We start from the raw sequence: 16,848 nt of genomic DNA on the forward strand, positions 1-16,848 counted from the left end.
GGACAGACTCCTCACCAGCTACACACGGCCGCCTCGGCAACCCGAGCCGCCCGGCAACCCCCGCCGGCCCGGCAGCGCCGGGCCGACCGGTCACACAGCCTGAAGGAGGTGAACCCCATCAATAAGAAGGAGGCGAACGTCGCCTACCGAAGAAATGCGGGCCCCGCCAGCCGAAGGGGGGCGGGCCCCGCCAGCCGGAAGGCGACGCGCACCCCCAGCCGGAAGGCGACGCGCACCGCCCGCTGGAAGGCGACGCGCATCCCCAGCCGAAAGGGGTGGAGGAGGCGCCGGGGCGCCGAGGGTGGTCATGCCGCCAGGGGTGGCTGGTAGGACAAACCCAGGGCGGACTCGGCCACGGCCACGAACTGCTCGGCCGCACGGAGCAGGTCGTCGGCCTCGCGGGCGCTGACCACGTGGGGAATGCCCGCTTCCGCCGCCGCGCGTTTGCTGGCGCCGAGGGCGAAATAACCGGCCCAGTCGCTGAACTCCGGCGCCACCAGAACGAGCAGCGACCAGGCGCTGGTCGCCCTGGTCCGCCGGCCTGGCGCGGAGGGACGGGCCCGAGCGGCGAGCAGAGCGGCGGCCGCGCGCAGGGCGGCCAGGTGCGCCGTCGCGTAGCGCAGCCCGTCGGGAGTGGTGCGTGCCGCCTCGACCAAGCCCTCCCGGGCGATCGCCAGCAGCTGAGTGGGAGTGCGGTGCGGCAGCATGTGAGCCGGGACCGTGGGCGCCTCCGCCCGGGAGGCCGCGCCGGCCTGCACCGGGCTGGGGTCTGGGCCGGGAGGCGGACCAGCATGCGTCGAACCGGAAGCCGGGCCGGTGTGCACCGGACCGGAAGCCGCCTTGAGGCCCGGGGCAGTGGTGCTCGCCATCGTCGTTTCTCCTCGCCTGTTCCGCATCCGACGTTGGTGGGTCGAACCGATCGCTGCGGAGGAAGACGCAGCCTGCCGCACCGGCCGAAGCCGGAGCCCGGGGCTCCAACGGGCGGCCGGAGCCCCGGGTGGACGACCACTCGGGCCGCCCGACGGCAAGCCGGCCAGGTGTGAAGCTTCCCCACACCACACCCGGCCGGCACCGCCGGCGGGTCCGTCGCCCGCCACCGGGGGTCGGGGGCAGCGAGCGACGGCCTGCCTTGAATCGAGGCCCGGACCCGCGAATGCCCGGACCACGCGTGCGGCACTTCGCGGGCGCCGCACCCGGGAGGCGAGCCGCGAAACACGCTCCCGGAGCCGAACGAACACCCTTTCGAACATCCGTTCTAACTACCGCAGAGACTAACACCCCCCTACGACAAAAATGCAACCTCCGGCGCGCCACGCCACCAGCTTTTTCGAACGGATGATCGACAAACCGACCGGCGTCGAGGCATGCGCCACCCTTCCACTCAGATACCCCCAGGGGGTATGGTCGACGCGACGCAAGACACGACCCGAAGACCCGACGTGAAAAGGGAGGCGTCATCCATGGATCACCACACCGGCCACGCCGGACATGGGCGGGCTTCATGGCGAGTGGCCGTCCAGGCGACCCTGCACTGCCTCACCGGCTGCGCCATCGGCGAGGTGCTCGGCATGGTGATCGGCACCGCTCTGGGCTGGTCCGCCACCCCCACCGTGGTCCTCGCGGTAGCGCTGGCGTTCGTCTTCGGTTACGCGCTGACGATGCGGCCGCTGCTGCGCGGGGGCGTCGACGTGCGTACCGCGTTGAAGCTCGCGCTCGCCGCCGACACCGTGTCGATCACCGTCATGGAGATCATCGACAACGCGGTCATGCTCGCCGTGCCCGGAGCGATGGAGGCCGGCCTGGCCCATCCACTGTTCTGGGCGTCGCTCGCTTTCGCTCTGGCGGTGGCGTTCGTGCTCACCGTGCCGGTCAACCGGTGGCTGATCACCCGGGGCAAGGGCCACGCCGCAGTCCACCAGCACCACCACTGACACCCACGACCCACCGACACCGCCGAAACCCCACGGCCCCGCACCGCCGACACCGCACCGCCGGTACCCCACGGCCCCGCACCCAGACCCACCGCCAACGCCGCCACGCCTGCCGGCCGGGATGCCCGGCCGCAGGCGTGGCGGCGGCGCTTCGCGCGGCTCATGACGACCCGCGCGGCCGGCTAGCTAGCGCATGGCCTTCATCGTGGCGATCTCCGCCCGCTGGTCGGTGACGATCTTCGCGGCCAGGGCCTTGGCCTCAGGGCTGGCACCACGAGTGGCCTCCTCCCCGGCCATCGTGATGGCGCCCTCGTGGTGGGCGATCATCATGGTGAGGAACAGTTCGTCGAACGCCGCCCCACGGGCCGCGGCCAGCTTCTTCATGTCGGCGGCCGACATCATGCCGGGCATCGACTCGTGGCCGGTGCCGTGTCCGCCGCCACCCGGGGCGGCGACGGGCTGCCCCCAGGTGGAGAGCCAGCCGGTCATGGTGGCGATCTCCGGGCCCTGTGCGGCCTCGATCGCGGTGGCGAGTTCCTTCAAGCGCGGGGTGGCGGCACGTTCACCGGCCAGCGTGGACATCTCGACGGCCTGCTGGTGGTGCACGATCATGTGCTGGGCGAACGCCACATCGGCATCGTTGAACCCGGCGCCGGGCCGGGCACTGCCACCCGGCGCCGCGGACGGGACGCCCGACGCCGCGGACGGAGCGGTCGTGTGGCCGGAGTCTCCGGAGTGTCCGCCGGAGCGGTCTCCGCAGGCGGCGACGGCGAGAACGAGAGTCACGGCGCCGCCCAGCAGGGCGCGGCGCGAGAGCGTACGCGTCATTCGAAAAATCGGCCTTTCACTGAAAAACGGAACGGCGGGAAGGTCACGCCCGGCACAGTCATCAACGCCTCGATCCCGGCGCAGGCGGTTCGCTCCCGGATAATTCCTTCCTTTCCGTACGGCTACGAAGGGCACCGTGGCATCCACGCGATGCCCTGCCCGGCCAGGCCGCGACGCGGCCGACGGGCATGGCGGGCGGTCCCGGCCCGGCCGTCCCGCCCAGCGTCTGGTCATCGCTCACTTCCCGTTCAGCGGCCGGAGTTCTTCCGACCCACCGTGAGATACGTGAACCACGGCCCGACCGATCGAACCCACACCCAGCCGTCCCCCAAACCCGCCACCCCACCGCCATCACACACACGCACGACGGCCCGACCGTCGGACCCACGCCCAGCCGTCGCCCGGACGTGCTTGCCGACCGCCATGAGGCACGCGTACTACGGCTGGAGTGGTCGGACGTCGGTCAGCCGGTGGAGGCCGGGCTTGGCGGCCACCGTGCACCCGTGGACGGCCACTCCCAGCCGTCGCCCAAGCCCGTACACGGACCGCCGTGAGGCGCGGAGGCTACGGCTGGTGCTCCGGGACGACGGGGAAGGGACGAGAGGAGGGGAGACGCCCATGAGGGTGAATACGATGGGCGTATGGCGACGATCGTGGTGACCGGTGGCAGTTCGGGTGTGGGCTTGGCGGCCGCGAAGCAGTTCGCCGCCCGCGGCGACGAGGTGGTCTTGGTCGGCCGGGACCCGCGGCGTCTCGCCGCCGCGGTGGCTCAGGTGAAGGCTGCCGGCGGCGGCGAGCCGGCCCATTTCCGCGCTGACTTCGAGCGGCTGGACGAGGTCCGCGCCCTGGCCGACGGGCTGCTGGCCGCCTTCCCACGGATCGACGTGCTGGCTAACAACGCGGGCGGCATGGTGGGCGATTTCCGCCGCACCGTTGACGGCTTCGAGGCCACGGTGCAGGGCAATCATCTGGCCCCGTTCCTGCTGACCAGCCTGCTGCGGGAGCGGCTCCGGGGTGCCCGGGTGGTGAACACCGCGTCCCGCGCGCATGCGCAGGGCCGTCCCGATCCGGGCGACCTGACCGGTGACGCCAGGACGTACAACGCCTGGCGGGCCTATGGGGCGAGCAAGGCGGCGAACATCCTCTTCACGGCGGAGGCCGCCCGCCGCTGGCCGGATGTGTTCAGCGTGTCGTTCCATCCGGGTGTGGTGCGCACCAACTTCGGCACCGGCAGGGTCACCCGGCTGTTCTACAAGTACGCACCTTTCCTGGTGACTCCGGAGAAGGCCGGTGAGCTGCTGGTCTGGCTGGCCACCGCGCCGGAGGCGGATGTGGTGAACGGCGGCTACTACATGGGTCACAAGCTGACCGCGCCGGCCCCGCACGCCCGGGACGCCGCACTCGCCGCCACGTTGTGGGACGCCAGCGCCAAGGCGGTCGGCCGGTAGAGGCCGGGCAGGGGGTGCAGGCTGGACAGGCAGACCGGACAGGCCGATACAGGGTGTGCCGGGCGGGCTGGACGGCGGAGCGGCGGCGGCAGAATGAGCGGATGCACAACCACCCCAACGTGATCGCGGTGCGGGACGCGCTGAAGGAAGCCGGCGCGGACGTCGCCGAGATCGTCATCCTCGACGAGGCGGTGCACACCGCGGCCCTGGCCGCGGCCGCCCTGGAGGTCGAGGTCGGCCAGATCGCCAACTCGCTGGTCTTCGACGCCGACGGTGAGCCGCTGCTGGTCCTCACCTCCGGGGCGCACCGGGTCGACACCGCCAAGGTCGCCGTGTCGCTGGGCGTCGGCAAGCTGCGCCGGGCCACCCCCGAGTTCGTCCGGCAGCACACCGGCCAGGCGATCGGCGGAGTCGCCCCGCTGGGCCATCCCCGGCCGGTGCGCACTCTCGTCGATGTCGCTCTGGAACGGTTCCCGGTGGTCTGGGCGGCCGCCGGCGTACCCCAGTCGATCTTCCCGATCACCTATGCGGACCTGGTCCGCGTGACCGCCGGAACCCCGGCGGAGGTGGCGTGACGATCGGCGGGCGGTAACGCATGACGGACGGCGGGCGGTAACGTGGCGCGATGACCGAAGATCAGGTCAGTCTGCACGTCTGGCGGGTGCCGCGCCGCGTCGTCGGCGCCGCCATGCTGCGCATGGCGTTCGGCCGCCGTCACGTCCCCGGAGTCCGTTTCGGCAAGTTTCTGGGTACGGGCACCGGCACCACCTTCGGGCCGAACGACACGGATCTGACCCGCTGGGCGGCTCTGACCGTGAGTGACCGTCCAGTGCGGTTCCCGGCCTGGGACGCGATCGCCGCGAGTCAGGTCCGCGTCGACCTGGAGCCGCTGGTCAGCCGGGGCGCGTGGTCGGGCCGCAGCCCGTTCCGGCCGACCGGCCGCAAGGTCACCGGACCGATTCTGGCGCTCACCCGGGCACGGCTGCGCCCGTCCCGCGCGCTGCGGTTCTGGACGGCGATCCCACCGGTGGCCCGGGAGCTGGCGTCCGCGCCGGGACTGCTCGCCCGGTTCGGGGTGGGTGAGGCGCCGATCGGCTGGCAGGGGACGGTCAGCGTGTGGCGCAGCACCGCGGATCTCACCGCGTTCGCGTACCGTCAGCCGGAGCATCGGGCGGCGATCGCGCGTACCCCCGCCGACCGCTGGTATGCCGAGGAGCTGTTCGCCCGTTTCGCGGTGCTCGGCCTCAGCGGCGACCGCATGGTGCTGGGCTGGACCGACGAGAACCAGGCCGAGGAGATTCGGTCGGACGACGCGGCTGAGGACTCGCCGAACGACAAGGAGCTGACGGAGCGATGAGGCTCGTAGCTTGGCAACCGGACGATCTGCTGCGCCGGCTCGACGACGTGGTGACCGTCTACGGCGAGGCGATGGGCTACCGCAAGGAGCTGTTGCAGACCCGTCGCGGCTACATCGGCTCCCACGTGCGACGGCCCGGTTTCCGTGCGGTGGCGACCCTCACGGCGGAGGGCGCGCTCGCCGGTTTCGGGTACGGCTACACGTCCGCCGCCGGCCAGTGGTGGCACGACCAGGTGCGCTCCGCCCTGGACGAGACGTCCCGCCGGCAGTGGCTGGCGGACTGTTTCGAGGTCGTCGAGCTGCATGTCAGCCCGGTCGCCCAGGGTCACGGGGTCGGCGCCCGGCAGTTGCGGGCGCTGCTGGCCATGGCCGAGGGGAAGACGGTGCTGCTGTCCACTCCGGAGGCTGACGAGCAGGCGTCCCGGGCCTGGCGGCTGTACCGGCGTTTCGGTTTCGCCGACGTGCTGCGGGACTTCCTGTTCCCCGGTGACGAGCGGGCGTTCGCGATCCTCGGCCGGGAGATCCCGCTGGCCGCCGAGAGCACACCCGGAACGGTCGGCGGCTGACGGTCTTGCGCAGGCTTCCCTGGATCGTGCTCGGCGGGCTGGTCCTGGCCCAGATCTGCTATCCGCTGACCGATGGCGAGGCGCGTGCCGGTCTCACGGTGGCGACCGTCCTGATCGGTGTCGCGCTGTCGGTCGGTCATGCGCTGCTCGACCGGGGGTCGCGGGCGGCGGCCGCGCTGGTCGGGACGGCGATGCTGGGTGGTTTCGCGGTCGAGGCGATCGGGGTGGCGACCGGTTTCCCGTTCGGCGTCTACCACTATTCGGGGCAGCTCGGGCCGAAGCTTCTCGGCGTACCGCTCATCATCCCGTTGGCCTGGACGTGGATGGCCTGGCCGGCGTGGCTGGCGGCGCTGCGGGTGGCGCGTGGCCGTTTCGCCCGCGTCGCCGTCGCCGCCTGTGGTCTCGCCGCGTGGGATCTGTTTCTCGATCCGCAGATGGTCGCCGAGGGTTACTGGCTGTGGCGGGACCCGGTGCCGGCCCTGCCCGGGGTGCCCGGCATCCCGATCGGCAACTACCTGGGCTGGCTCGGTTTCGCTCTCCTGCTGATGGCGGCTCTCTCCGCCGCCGCGGGTCGTGCCGCCCGCGCTCCGGGGCCCGGTGACGCGCCGATGCTGGCGCTCTGGCTGTGGACGTACGCCTCGTCGGTGCTCGCGCACGCCGTCTTCCTCGGCCTGCCCGCCTCCGCGGCCTGGGGTGGCGTCCTGATGGGCGCCGCGGTCCTGCCGTTGCTGCCCCGCCTGCGCCGCGCCCGCCACCAGCGTGTCCCGGCATGATCGCCTGGTCGGTGCTGGCGCCGTTGCTGGTGCTCACCGCACACACCGTGGTCAACGCGCTGTTGCTGCGCCGCCCGCGCCGCGACGTCTCGACGGCCGAGCGGGTCGCCGTGCTGCTGCCGCTGCGTAACGAGGCCGGCCGGGTCACCCCGTGCCTGCGCTCGCTGCTGGCTCAGCGCGGCGTCCCGGACATGACGATCCACGTCCTCGACGACGCTTCCACCGACGACACGGCGGCCGTCGTCCGCGCCCTCGCGGCGGAGCCCGGCGGGGAACGGGCGCGGCTGCTCTCCGGCACACCACCGGAACAGGGCTGGCTGGGCAAGCCGAACGCCTGCCGGCAGCTCGCCGACGACGCCGGTGACGCGGACGTGCTGGTCTTCGTCGACGCCGACGTGGTCCTGGAACCGGACGCGATCGCCGGGGCGGTCACGCTGCTGCGGGAGGCCGGGGTGACGCTGCTGTCCCCGTACCCGAAGATCGTCGGCGCCGGGCGGCTGGTCCAGCCGCTGCTGCAGTGGTCTTGGCTGACGTTCCTGCCGATGCGCGGCATGGAACGCTCCGCACGGCCGTCGCTGGCGGCCGCCGGCGGGCAGTGGCTGGTCCTGGACCGGGCCGGTTACCGGCGGGCCGGCGGCCACGCCGCGGTCCGCGCCGACGTCCTGGAGGACATCGGCCTGGCCCGCGCGGTGAAACGCTCGGGCGGCCGCATCGCTCTCGCCGACGGTTCCCGCCTGGCCACCTGTCACATGTACGCCTCCTGGCCCGAGTTGGCGAACGGCTACGGCAAGTCGCTGTGGGCGTCCTTCGGGTCCGCTGCCGGCGCGGCCGCCGTCGTGGGCCTTCTCCTTCTTTTGTACGCCGTGCCCGTCCTGTTCCTGGTGAGCCCGTGGCCGGCCGTGGCCCTCGTCGCCTATCTGCTCGGCGTGACCGGTCGCCTGGTCAGCGCGGCGGCGACCGGCGGCCGTGCCGTCCCGGACGCCTTCGCCCACCCGGTTTCGGTCATCTTGTTCGCCTGGCTGGTGGCGCGCTCGTTCCACATGCGACGCCACCACCGCCTCACGTGGCGTGGCCGTCCCGTGTGACCGCGTCACCACGATCGGGGCCGGTGTCGCGGCCTCTTCCGACCGTCGTGACGGTCCCGCCGGTGGCCGGCGGCTTCAGCCCGTGAGACGCGCCGCGGCCCGGAACCGGGAGATGCTCGCGCGGGAGGCACGGGACGGTCCGGCTTCGGCGGGGCGGGCTTTGCGCGTACAAATGCGGGAGGTTTCGATGGGTTTGGGCGATCATGGCGGAGACGCCGGCCGGGAGGGATGCGCGTGAGTGACATCGTGGTGATCGGCGCCGGGGTGGGCGGCCTGGCCGCCGCCGTGCGCCTGGCCGCCGCCGGGCACCGGGTGACGGTGCACGAGCGCGCCGCGGAGGCGGGCGGGAAGCTGGCGGTGTACGAGCGGGACGGCTACCGCTTCGACACCGGCCCGAGCCTGCTCACGCTGCCGCAGGTGTTCGAGGAGCTGGACCTGGGGTTGACGCCGGAGCCGCTGGACCCGGTGGTGCGGCACGTCTTCCCGGACGGGGTGGTGCTCGACTCGTCGTCCGATCATCGCGTGTTCGTGGAGCGGATCTGGTCGGTGCTGGGCGGGGACGCGGCCCGCGACTGGGACCGATTCTGGAGGCGGGCGGCGCGGATCTGGCACGCCTCGTGGGAGTCGGTGCTGCAACGGCCGGTGACGGCGGCCTCTCTGGCCCGGCTCGCCTGGCGGGTGGGTGATCTGGCGGCGATCGCACCGGGTCTGTCGTTGCGCGGGCTGGGCCGCCGCTATCTGCGCGATCCGCGGTTGCGGATGCTGCTGGACCGCTACGCCACCTACACCGGCGCCGATCCGCGTCGCGCGCCGGCGGCGCTCGCGGCGATCCCCTACGCGGAACTCGCGCACGGTGGCTGGTATCTGCCGGGCGGTCTCGGCACGATCGCCGCGGCGCTGCGCGCGCGATGCGAGGATCTCGGGGTACGGGTGGAGCTGAATTCCGAGGTCGCGGCGATCGAGGCCGACCAGAAGGTCCGCGGGGTACGGCTGGCGTCGGGCCGTTTCGTGCCGGCCGACATCGTCGTGTCGAATGTGGACGCCCTCACGCTGTACCGGGATCTGCTGCCGGCTCCCGGTCGGCTGGCCGGGCTGACCGACCGCAGTCTGGCCGGGTTTGTCCTGCTGTTGGGGGTGCGCGGCGACACCGCGGAGCTGGCCCATCACACGGTCTTCTTCCCGCGCCACTACGACGCCGAGTTCGACGCGATCTTCCCGGCGGCGGGCCGGCGGGCGCGGCCGGTGGACGACCCGGCGGTGTTCGTCACCCGGGCCGCCGATCCGGCGGTGCACCCGCAGGGACACGAGGCGTGGTTCGTGCTGGTGAACGCCCCCCGGCACGGCACCGGCCGGTCCGCTGTGGACTGGCGGCGGCCGGGTCTGGCCGGCGCGTACGCCGATCATGTGCTGGACGTGCTGGCCCGGCGCGGGCTGGACGTACGGGACCGTCTGGAGTTCACCGAGACGCGGACGCCGGCGGACCTGGCCGAGGCCGCGGGCGCGCCGGGCGGGGCGATCTACGGCACGGCAGGTGGCCTGCTGCGGCCCGGCAACCGGGGGCCGGTCGACGGATTGTTCCTGGTCGGCGGGTCGGTTCATCCGGGCGGCGGGTTGCCGATGGTGACCCTGTCGGCCCGGATCGTGGCCGACCAGATCGGCGCCGCCTGAGGCGAAGCCCGGACGGCGCCGCGCCTCAGGTCGCGGAGCGGGCGGCGAGGAACGCCTTGGCCATCGCGGAGGCGAGGTCGGCCGGGTTACGGGCGGCGATGGCCTGGCCGCCGGTGGCCTTGGCCATGTCCTGGAGCGCGTTCATGTTGGCGTCGGGTCCGTAACCGACCGCGATGACCGGAACCGGCCGTGCCGGGTCCTGGGCGGCGCCGAGCCGTTTCAGGAAGTCCTGATGGGACATCGCGAACCGGGTCCCGCCGTCGGTGCCGTCGGTGAGCACGACCACCACGGCCGGCCGGCCCGCCTGCACCTTCGGGCGCATGACGGCGATGCCGTCGAGCACGCTCTGGTAGAGCGGTGTGCCCGCGCTCGCCTGCGGGCCGTAGGCGCCGATCTTCTCGGCCAGGGCCTCTCGCCGGGACTTGCCGCCGACGTCGGCGGCGATCGGGCCGATCGAGACGACCTCGGTGTGTGCGGGGTCGCTCACCGAGCCGGCGCCGAAATACCACATGCCGATCGTGGTCTGTTCGTTGAACAGTTCGGCCGCGCTGGCGCCGGACTCGCGCAGCAGCGACGCCTTGGTGGCCGTCCCGGCGCCGATCTTCTCGTTCATCGAGCCGGAGTTGTCGATCAGCAGCAGCACCTGGAACGCCAGGCTCTGGAACTGCGCCCACTGCTTGACCGGGGCGAGCATCTCCGCCGCCGAGTCGGGCAGCCGGGCGCCGCCGGCGGTGGGCTGGGTGCGGAAGCCGGCCGCGGTGACGGCCGATTTGCTGATAGCGTCACGCAACTGCTCGGCCAGGCCCGCCTTGACACCCTTGCGGACGGCGAACGGATAGTCGGCCTCGATCTGCCCGTCGACCGGCACCGACGCGATCAGCGGGATCCGGTACCCGCCTTTCTGATAGATGGTGACCTGCTGCTCGACCACCGGGAAGACACCGACCTGGAAGGACGCGGTGACGGCGTCGGTCTGCCTGCTCATCTGGGCGATCAGGGCGGACGGGTCGGCGGCGGCCTCGGTGAGCCGGCTGCGCAGAGTGAGCGCCCGGAGCTGGGCGATGCCGGGATCCTTCGTGGTCAGCGCGGTCGCCGCGTGCACCCCGTGGACGCTGAGCAGGCCGGTGGTGGTGATCAGCGGGTCGGGCATGGTGATGACCGGGACGCGGTCCTCGGTGACGGCCTGGATGAGCCCGGCCCAGGCGGTCTTGCCGTCCTTCGCGTACTGGGCGGTGAGCGCCGCCGGCGAAGCCAGCACGATCGGTGACCAGCCGAGCGTGGCGCCCGAGGTCTGGTAGACGTGCTTGCGGTCCGCGGCGATCCTCAGCCAGGCGCTGGAAGACGGCACCCAGACGTCCGGCTGGTCCTCGGCGTCGACGGTGACGCCCGGCTCCTCGGCCCGCACCTGGATCGCCGAGCAGCGCTGCCCGGCCGGTTTGAGGGTGGCGGCGGCCTGGCTGATCACCGGCTCCATCTCGGGCGCCACGGCAACGGTGAGCTCGGGATCGGGGCAGGGGGTGACGCTGGGCTGGGTCGCCGACGCCACGGGCGCGGCGCTGGGCTGGGTGACGGGCTGGGAGGAGCCGTTGCTCATCAGCTGCCAGGCGACGCCACCGGCGACCAGGAGAACCGTGATGACCAGGCCGGCGGCCAGCAGGACACGCCCACGGGCCTGTGGCGGATCGTGCCACTCGCCGTGGTCCGGCGCGGGCAACTGCCTTGGCCACTCGTTGTCGGACATGCCACCCAGCCCGTCGTTGAGGTTGGTATCGATGCCTGCCGGATAGTAGTCCGGGTTTCATGTCCCGCAATGGTTCAGTAAACGAAGTGCCACATCACGGCACATTTGTCGGGTGTTCACGATGCCATCCGGGGCTCGGCGACAGCGATCACTATCAGTTCCCCGTCGCCGCTGAGGCCGGCCGGCTCCCGGCTCCAGCCGCCGTAGAGCTCGTCCACCCGGAACCCGGCGGCACGCAGCGACTCGCGCAGCTGGTCCTCGTCGCGGAACCGGTGCACGGCCGTGCTGGTCAGCTCCAGACCCTCGGGGAACAGGTAGTGATGGACGACGGAGTACGTCTCGCCGGGCCCGGCCTTGGCGCTCTCGGTCCACGCCTGGACCGCCGAGCCGTCGGCGAGCACGATCGACCGCTCGGTCGACTCCCTGGTCCACCGCTCCCACGGCTGGGCCGCCGGGTCCCGGCTGTCGAGGATCAGCCGCCCGTCGGTGACCAGGCACTCACGCAGGGCGCGTAGCGCGCCGGCCCACTCCTCGTCGGTCACCAGCAGCTCCGAGACGTGCCCGGTCATCAGGGCCGCGTCGAACGAGCGTGGCGGCAGGGTCTCGAACGAGCCCTCGATCCACCGGACCCGCGCGGCGCCGGGCCTGCGGCGGGCGGCGTCGAGGCTGGCGCGGGCCGGGTCGACCGCGGTCACCTCGTGACCGGCCTCGGCCACGGCGATCGCCAGGCGGCCGGTGCCGCAGCCGAGATCGAGGACCCGGGGCGCCGTGCGGTCGGCGAGGACCCTCATGAAGAAGTCGTCTTCCCAGCCCCAGATGTGTTCAGCGTCGTAGACCTCGACCAGCCGGGGATCGCGGTACTCGCCATGCCACACATCCGGAGCCTAGACGCGGCACACCCGCTTCACCACCCTATGTGGACGGTGGAATCGCGGCGCGCGGACGCCGCCTCCGGCCGGACGGCGCGTCCCCGGGCGGAGAACAAGGGCGCACGTTCACAACGCGCGGACGCCGAAGGGCAGCCGTCCCGAGGCGATGTGCTCGATCACCACCTCGCGCAGGGCGGCGGCCGCGTGCGGCAGCACCGCGCCCCGGCGATGGGCCAGCGCGATGGTGCGCCGCATGCCGGGCGGCGCCAGGGGCGTCGCCCGCAGCAGGGGCCGGTTGGCCAGCACCATGCTCGGCACCAGCGCCACCCCGAGACCGGCCTCGACGAAGGCGAGCACGGCGTCCATCTCGCCGCCCTCGACGGCGAACTTGGGCGTGAAACCGGCCCGCTCACAGGCGTGCAGGGTGACGTCGCGAATGTCGTAACCGTCGCGGAACATCACCATCGGGGTGTGCCGCAGCTCGATCAGGTCGAGCTGACGGGCCACGGTCGGCGGCGGGCCGGAGGCGACCGAGGCCACCACGAGACTCTCCCGGAGCACCTCGGTGATCTCCAGGGCCGGGTCGACGCCCTGCTCGGGGTGGACGATGAGGGCCAGGTCGAGGGCGTGGGCGAGCAGGCCGTCGATCAGGTCCTGGGAGCTGCCCTCGCTGATGTGCAGCTGGATCTCGGGATGCTCGTCGCGGTAATCGCGGAGCACCGCCGGAACCAGGGAGGAGCACAGGCTCGGGGTGGCGCCCAGGCGGACCTCGCCACGGCGCAGGCCGACGATGTCGGCGACCGCGTCCCGGGCCGCGTCCGCGTCCGCGATCATGCGCTGAGCCAGCGGGAGGAGTATCTCCCCAGCTACCGTCAGGGTGACCCCACCGCGGATGCGCTCGAAGAGCGGCGCGCCGAGCGAGGCTTCCAGGGTGTGAATCTGCTTACTCAAGGTCGGCTGCGAAACGCCCGTTTCGTCAGCCGCTTGGGTGAAATGTCGGGTCTCAGCCACCGCTACGAAGTATCGGAGTTGTTGCAGCTGCACCGTAATAGCTTATCGCTATGGAGACCGGCCTCATCATGCATTAGACGAATCGCCAGAGGCTTTCTACCTTTCAGGTTGTGGCGGTAGACACGACTTCATCCAAGGCTTCCAAGCCGGCGGGCGCGGCAACGCCCGCTCCGGCGGCAAAGAAGCAGCGACCCTCATCAGTCGCCCTTAAATTGATCATGGCGGCCAGCGGCACGCTGCTGGTCCTCTTCCTCTTCGCGCACGCGGCGGGCAACCTCAAGATCTTCGTCGGTGAGGCCGACTTCGATCACTACGCGCACTGGCTGCGCGAGATCGGCGTCCCGCTCCTGCCGTCCGGCTGGTTCCTCTGGATCCAGCGGTTCGGCATGCTGCTCGCGATCGGTCTGCACATCTGGGCGGCCACCGTGCTGACCATCCGCGCCAAGAAGGCCCGGCCGGTCAAGTACTCGCACCGACCGAAGATCCAGGGCAGTTACGCGGCGCGCACCATGCGCTGGGGCGGCGTGATCATCGCGCTCTTCGTGATCTACCACATCCTCGACCTGACCACCGGGCACCTGAACCCGGTCGGTGGCGACACGGAGCCTTCCGCCCGGGTGATCGCGGACTTCGCGCCGTCGCACTGGTACGTGACCCTCTTCTACGTCGTCGCCGTGGTGGCCGTCGGCTTCCATCTGCGGCACGGCATCTGGAGCGCGGTCCGCACGATGGGCCAGCAGACGTCGAAGGGTGAGCGCCGTGCCAAGGCGATCGCGCTGGCGCTCTCGGTGATCCTGGTCGCGATGTACCTCTCGGTGCCGTTCGCGGTCACGCTCGGATTGGTGGGTTGATCATGACTACTGACTTCTGGACCGAGGGCGAACCGGTCGTCGACAAGGCCGCTCCGGACGGGCCGGTCGAGACCCGCTGGGAACGCCGCAAGTTCAACGCCAAGCTGGTCAACCCGGCGAACCGCCGGAAGCTGACCGTGATCATCGTCGGCACCGGCCTGGCCGGCGGCTCGGCCGCGGCGACCCTGGCCGAGGCCGGTTACCAGGTCAAGTCGTACTGCTACCAGGACAGCCCCCGGCGGGCGCACTCGATCGCCGCGCAGGGTGGCATCAACGCCGCGAAGAACTACCGCAACGACGGCGACTCCGTCTACCGGCTGTTCTACGACACGGTCAAGGGCGGCGACTTCCGCGCCCGCGAGTCCAACGTCTACCGGCTCGCCCAGGTGTCGGTGAACATCATCGACCAGTGTGTGGCGCAGGGCGTCCCGTTCGCCCGCGAGTACGGCGGCCTGCTCGACAACCGCTCGTTCGGTGGCACCCAGGTGTCCCGGACGTTCTACGCCCGCGGCCAGACGGGCCAGCAGCTGCTGCTCGGCGCGTACCAGGCGCTGGAGCGGCAGATCGGCCTCGGCAACGTCGAGATGAACGCCCGGCACGAGATGCTCGAGCTGATCATCGTGGACGGCAAGGCCCGCGGCATCGTCGTGCGGGACATGGTCACCGGCGAGATCAGCACCGAGTTCGCCGACGCCGTGGTGCTCGCCTCCGGTGGCTACGGCAACGTCTTCTTCCTGTCGACCAACGCCAAGGGCTGCAACGTCACGGCGTCGTGGCGGGCGCACCGCAAGGGCGCGCTGTTCGCGAACCCCTGCTACACGCAGATCCACCCGACCTGCATCCCGGAGTCCGGCTCGCACCAGTCGAAGCTGACCCTGATGTCGGAGTCGCTGCGTAACGACGGCCGGGTCTGGGTGCCGAAGGCGCAGAAGGACACCCGCCGCGCCGCCGACATCCCCGAGGACGAGCGCGACTACTACCTGGAGCGCATCTACCCCTCGTTCGGCAACCTGGTTCCCCGTGACATCGCGTCGCGTGCCGCCAAGAACGTCTGCGACGAGGGCCGCGGTGTCGGCCCCGGTGGCCTGGGCGTCTACCTGGACTTCGCGGACGCGATCAACCGGCTGGGCCGCAAGGCGGTCGAGGCCAAGTACGGCAACCTCTTCGAGATGTACGAGCGGATCACCGGCGAGGACCCGTACGAGACGCCGATGCGCATCTACCCCGCCGTGCACTACACGATGGGCGGCCTCTGGGTCGACTACGACCTGCAGTCGACGATCCCCGGCCTGTTCGTGGTCGGCGAGGCGAACTTCTCCGACCACGGCGCCAACCGGCTCGGCGCGTCCGCGCTGATGCAGGGTCTGGCCGACGGTTACTTCGTGCTGCCGAACACGATCAGCAACTACCTCGCGGCCGGCCCCTTCCCCAAGGTCACCGCGTCGGACGCGCCGGTCGTCGAGGCCCGCAAGCAGGTCGAGGACCGGATCGAGAAGTTCCTGTCGATCAACGGCGACCGGACGGTGGACTCGTTCCACCGCGAGCTCGGCCAGATCATGTGGGAATACTGCGGCATGGAGCGCTCCGAAGAGGGCCTGACCAAGGCGATCGGCCTGATCCGGGCTCTCAAGGAGGAGTTCTGGACCCGGGTGAAGGTGCCGGGCAAGGGCGAGGAGCTCAACCAGAACCTGGAGAAGGCTGGCCGGGTCGCCGACTTCATCGAGCTCGGCGAGCTGATGTGCATCGACGCGCTGCACCGCCGCGAGTCCTGCGGCGGCCACTTCCGGGCTGAATCGCAGACCCCGGACGGTGAGGCGCTGCGTCACGACGACGAGTTCAGCTACGCCGCGGCGTGGGAGTACTTCGGCGCCGACGGCCGGCCCACCCTGCACAAGGAAGACCTCAACTTCGAGTACGTCCACCCGAGCACGCGGAGCTACAAGTAATGGACATCAAGGTCAGGGTGTGGCGTCAATCCGGCCCCTCGGCCGGCGGGAAGATGGTCACCTACGACGTGAAGGGGATCTCCCCCGACGCGTCGTTCCTCGAGATGATCGACGTCCTCAACGAGACGCTGATCCTCAATGGTGACGACCCGATCGCGTTCGACCACGACTGCCGCGAGGGCATCTGCGGCGCGTGCAGCATGGTCATCAACGGTGTGGCGCACGGCCCGGAGAAGGCCACCACCACCTGCCAGCTGCACATGCGCAAGTTCTCCGACGGCGACGTGATCGACGTCGAGCCGTGGCGCGCCGCCGCCTTCCCGGTCATCAAGGACCTGGTCGTCGACCGCTCCGCCTTCGACAAGATCATCCAGGCCGGTGGCTACATCACCGTGCCGACCGGCACCGCCCCGGACGCCCACGCCACGCCGGTGCCGAAGAAGGATGCCGACGCCGCGTTCGAAGCGGCCACCTGCATCGGCTGCGGCGCCTGCGTGGCGGCCTGCCCGAACGGCTCGTCGATGCTGTTCACCGCCGCGAAGATCACTCACCTCGGCCTGATGCCCCAGGGCCAGCCCGAGCGCGACAGCCGCGTCATCGACATGCTGCAGGCGCAGGACGACGCCGGCTTCGGCGGCTGCACCAACGCCGGCGAGTGCACCACGGTCTGCCCGAAGGGCATCCCGCTGAGCCTCATCGGCCGCCTCAACAGCGACTACCGCAAGGCGATCACCAAGCGCTGACCCTTCACTTCCGGCGGTGGGCCACAGCGTG

16 protein-coding genes are annotated in these 16,848 nt (G+C 71.4%); 11 read left to right on the forward strand and 5 right to left on the reverse strand.

What is annotated here, in order from left to right:
• Positions 1–305: 305 nt before the first annotated feature.
• The gene (locus QLQ12_RS04880) at positions 306–869 is read right to left on the reverse strand and encodes an SAV_6107 family HEPN domain-containing protein (protein ID WP_407651412.1); all 564 of its coding nucleotides are present in this window, start codon (positions 867–869) and stop codon (positions 306–308) included.
• A gap of 591 nt (positions 870–1,460) precedes the next feature.
• On the opposite strand from QLQ12_RS04880, the gene QLQ12_RS04885 reads away from it, so the two are divergent.
• Entirely contained in the window at positions 1,461–1,931 is a 471-nt protein-coding gene (locus QLQ12_RS04885) for a DUF4396 domain-containing protein (RefSeq protein WP_282757382.1), read from the forward strand.
• Between the two features lie 186 nt (positions 1,932–2,117).
• Here QLQ12_RS04885 and QLQ12_RS04890 read toward each other — a convergent pair whose 3' ends face one another.
• The gene (locus QLQ12_RS04890; RefSeq protein WP_282757383.1) at positions 2,118–2,759 is read right to left on the reverse strand and encodes a DUF305 domain-containing protein; all 642 of its coding nucleotides are present in this window, start codon (positions 2,757–2,759) and stop codon (positions 2,118–2,120) included.
• Positions 2,760–3,400: 641 nt separating this feature from the next.
• On the opposite strand from QLQ12_RS04890, the gene QLQ12_RS04895 reads away from it, so the two are divergent.
• The 7 genes from QLQ12_RS04895 to QLQ12_RS04925 all read left to right on the forward strand — a co-directional run bounded on the left by QLQ12_RS04895 (position 3,401) and on the right by QLQ12_RS04925 (position 9,656).
• Complete coding sequence (locus QLQ12_RS04895; protein WP_282757384.1) at positions 3,401–4,207, forward strand: SDR family NAD(P)-dependent oxidoreductase; 807 nt, start codon at positions 3,401–3,403, stop codon at positions 4,205–4,207.
• Positions 4,208–4,308: 101 nt separating this feature from the next.
• On the forward strand, positions 4,309–4,782 hold the full coding sequence (locus tag QLQ12_RS04900; RefSeq protein WP_282757385.1) for a YbaK/EbsC family protein: 474 nt from the start codon (positions 4,309–4,311) through the stop codon (positions 4,780–4,782).
• A 50-nt stretch (positions 4,783–4,832) separates the two neighbouring features.
• Entirely contained in the window at positions 4,833–5,564 is a 732-nt protein-coding gene (locus QLQ12_RS04905) for a monooxygenase (protein ID WP_282757386.1), read from the forward strand.
• Positions 5,561–6,130, forward strand: coding sequence for a GNAT family N-acetyltransferase (locus QLQ12_RS04910; protein WP_282757388.1), 570 nt, complete (start codon positions 5,561–5,563; stop codon positions 6,128–6,130). The genes QLQ12_RS04905 and QLQ12_RS04910 overlap by 4 nt, the downstream gene beginning before the upstream one ends.
• A 5-nt stretch (positions 6,131–6,135) precedes the next feature.
• Positions 6,136–6,903 carry a carotenoid biosynthesis protein gene (locus QLQ12_RS04915; protein ID WP_407651413.1) on the forward strand — a complete coding sequence of 256 codons (768 nt, stop codon included), beginning with the start codon at positions 6,136–6,138 and terminating at the stop codon, positions 6,901–6,903.
• Positions 6,900–7,988, forward strand: coding sequence for a glycosyltransferase (locus QLQ12_RS04920; RefSeq protein WP_282757389.1), 1,089 nt, complete (start codon positions 6,900–6,902; stop codon positions 7,986–7,988). The genes QLQ12_RS04915 and QLQ12_RS04920 overlap by 4 nt, the downstream gene beginning before the upstream one ends.
• Positions 7,989–8,222: 234 nt before the next feature.
• Complete coding sequence (locus QLQ12_RS04925) at positions 8,223–9,656, forward strand: phytoene desaturase family protein (protein ID WP_282757390.1); 1,434 nt, start codon at positions 8,223–8,225, stop codon at positions 9,654–9,656.
• Positions 9,657–9,681: 25 nt separating this feature from the next.
• On the opposite strand, the gene QLQ12_RS04930 is transcribed toward QLQ12_RS04925, so the two are convergent.
• The 3 genes from QLQ12_RS04930 to QLQ12_RS04940 form a co-directional block, all read right to left on the reverse strand.
• On the reverse strand, positions 9,682–11,397 hold the full coding sequence (locus QLQ12_RS04930; protein ID WP_282757392.1) for a substrate-binding domain-containing protein: 1,716 nt from the start codon (positions 11,395–11,397) through the stop codon (positions 9,682–9,684).
• A gap of 116 nt (positions 11,398–11,513) precedes the next feature.
• Complete coding sequence (locus QLQ12_RS04935; RefSeq protein ID WP_282757394.1) at positions 11,514–12,272, reverse strand: class I SAM-dependent methyltransferase; 759 nt, start codon at positions 12,270–12,272, stop codon at positions 11,514–11,516.
• A 120-nt stretch (positions 12,273–12,392) separates the two neighbouring features.
• Positions 12,393–13,316: a LysR family transcriptional regulator gene (locus QLQ12_RS04940; RefSeq protein WP_282757880.1), complete on the reverse strand. Its 924-nt coding sequence runs from the start codon at positions 13,314–13,316 to the stop codon at positions 12,393–12,395.
• A gap of 71 nt (positions 13,317–13,387) precedes the next feature.
• Between QLQ12_RS04940 and QLQ12_RS04945 the strand changes: the two genes are divergently transcribed.
• The 3 genes from QLQ12_RS04945 to QLQ12_RS04955 are packed head-to-tail and all read left to right on the forward strand — an operon-like array spanning position 13,388 to position 16,817.
• The gene (locus QLQ12_RS04945; RefSeq protein WP_282757396.1) at positions 13,388–14,128 is read left to right on the forward strand and encodes a succinate dehydrogenase cytochrome b subunit; all 741 of its coding nucleotides are present in this window, start codon (positions 13,388–13,390) and stop codon (positions 14,126–14,128) included.
• A 2-nt stretch (positions 14,129–14,130) separates the two neighbouring features.
• Complete coding sequence (locus tag QLQ12_RS04950; protein ID WP_282757398.1) at positions 14,131–16,074, forward strand: fumarate reductase/succinate dehydrogenase flavoprotein subunit; 1,944 nt, start codon at positions 14,131–14,133, stop codon at positions 16,072–16,074.
• Entirely contained in the window at positions 16,074–16,817 is a 744-nt protein-coding gene (locus QLQ12_RS04955) for a succinate dehydrogenase/fumarate reductase iron-sulfur subunit (protein ID WP_282757400.1), read from the forward strand. The genes QLQ12_RS04950 and QLQ12_RS04955 overlap by 1 nt, the downstream gene beginning before the upstream one ends.
• Positions 16,818–16,848 lie beyond the last annotated feature (31 nt).

The organism is Actinoplanes sandaracinus, assembly GCF_030009775.1.
GTDB lineage: Bacteria > Actinomycetota > Actinomycetes > Mycobacteriales > Micromonosporaceae > Actinoplanes > Actinoplanes sandaracinus.

What these genes read in the sequence shown, in the direction of transcription:
- QLQ12_RS04880 (WP_407651412.1), bottom strand. Translation starts at nt 869, where the DNA reads ATGGCGAGCACCACTGCCCCGGGCCTCAAGGCGGCTTCCGGTCCGGTG.
- QLQ12_RS04885 (WP_282757382.1), top strand. Translation starts at nt 1,461, where the DNA reads ATGGATCACCACACCGGCCACGCCGGACATGGGCGGGCTTCATGGCGA.
- QLQ12_RS04890 (WP_282757383.1), bottom strand. Translation starts at nt 2,759, where the DNA reads ATGACGCGTACGCTCTCGCGCCGCGCCCTGCTGGGCGGCGCCGTGACT.
- QLQ12_RS04895 (WP_282757384.1), top strand. Translation starts at nt 3,401, where the DNA reads ATGGCGACGATCGTGGTGACCGGTGGCAGTTCGGGTGTGGGCTTGGCG.
- QLQ12_RS04900 (WP_282757385.1), top strand. Translation starts at nt 4,309, where the DNA reads ATGCACAACCACCCCAACGTGATCGCGGTGCGGGACGCGCTGAAGGAA.
- QLQ12_RS04905 (WP_282757386.1), top strand. Translation starts at nt 4,833, where the DNA reads ATGACCGAAGATCAGGTCAGTCTGCACGTCTGGCGGGTGCCGCGCCGC.
- QLQ12_RS04910 (WP_282757388.1), top strand. Translation starts at nt 5,561, where the DNA reads ATGAGGCTCGTAGCTTGGCAACCGGACGATCTGCTGCGCCGGCTCGAC.
- QLQ12_RS04920 (WP_282757389.1), top strand. Translation starts at nt 6,900, where the DNA reads ATGATCGCCTGGTCGGTGCTGGCGCCGTTGCTGGTGCTCACCGCACAC.
- QLQ12_RS04930 (WP_282757392.1), bottom strand. Translation starts at nt 11,397, where the DNA reads ATGTCCGACAACGAGTGGCCAAGGCAGTTGCCCGCGCCGGACCACGGC.
- QLQ12_RS04950 (WP_282757398.1), top strand. Translation starts at nt 14,131, where the DNA reads ATGACTACTGACTTCTGGACCGAGGGCGAACCGGTCGTCGACAAGGCC.
- QLQ12_RS04955 (WP_282757400.1), top strand. Translation starts at nt 16,074, where the DNA reads ATGGACATCAAGGTCAGGGTGTGGCGTCAATCCGGCCCCTCGGCCGGC.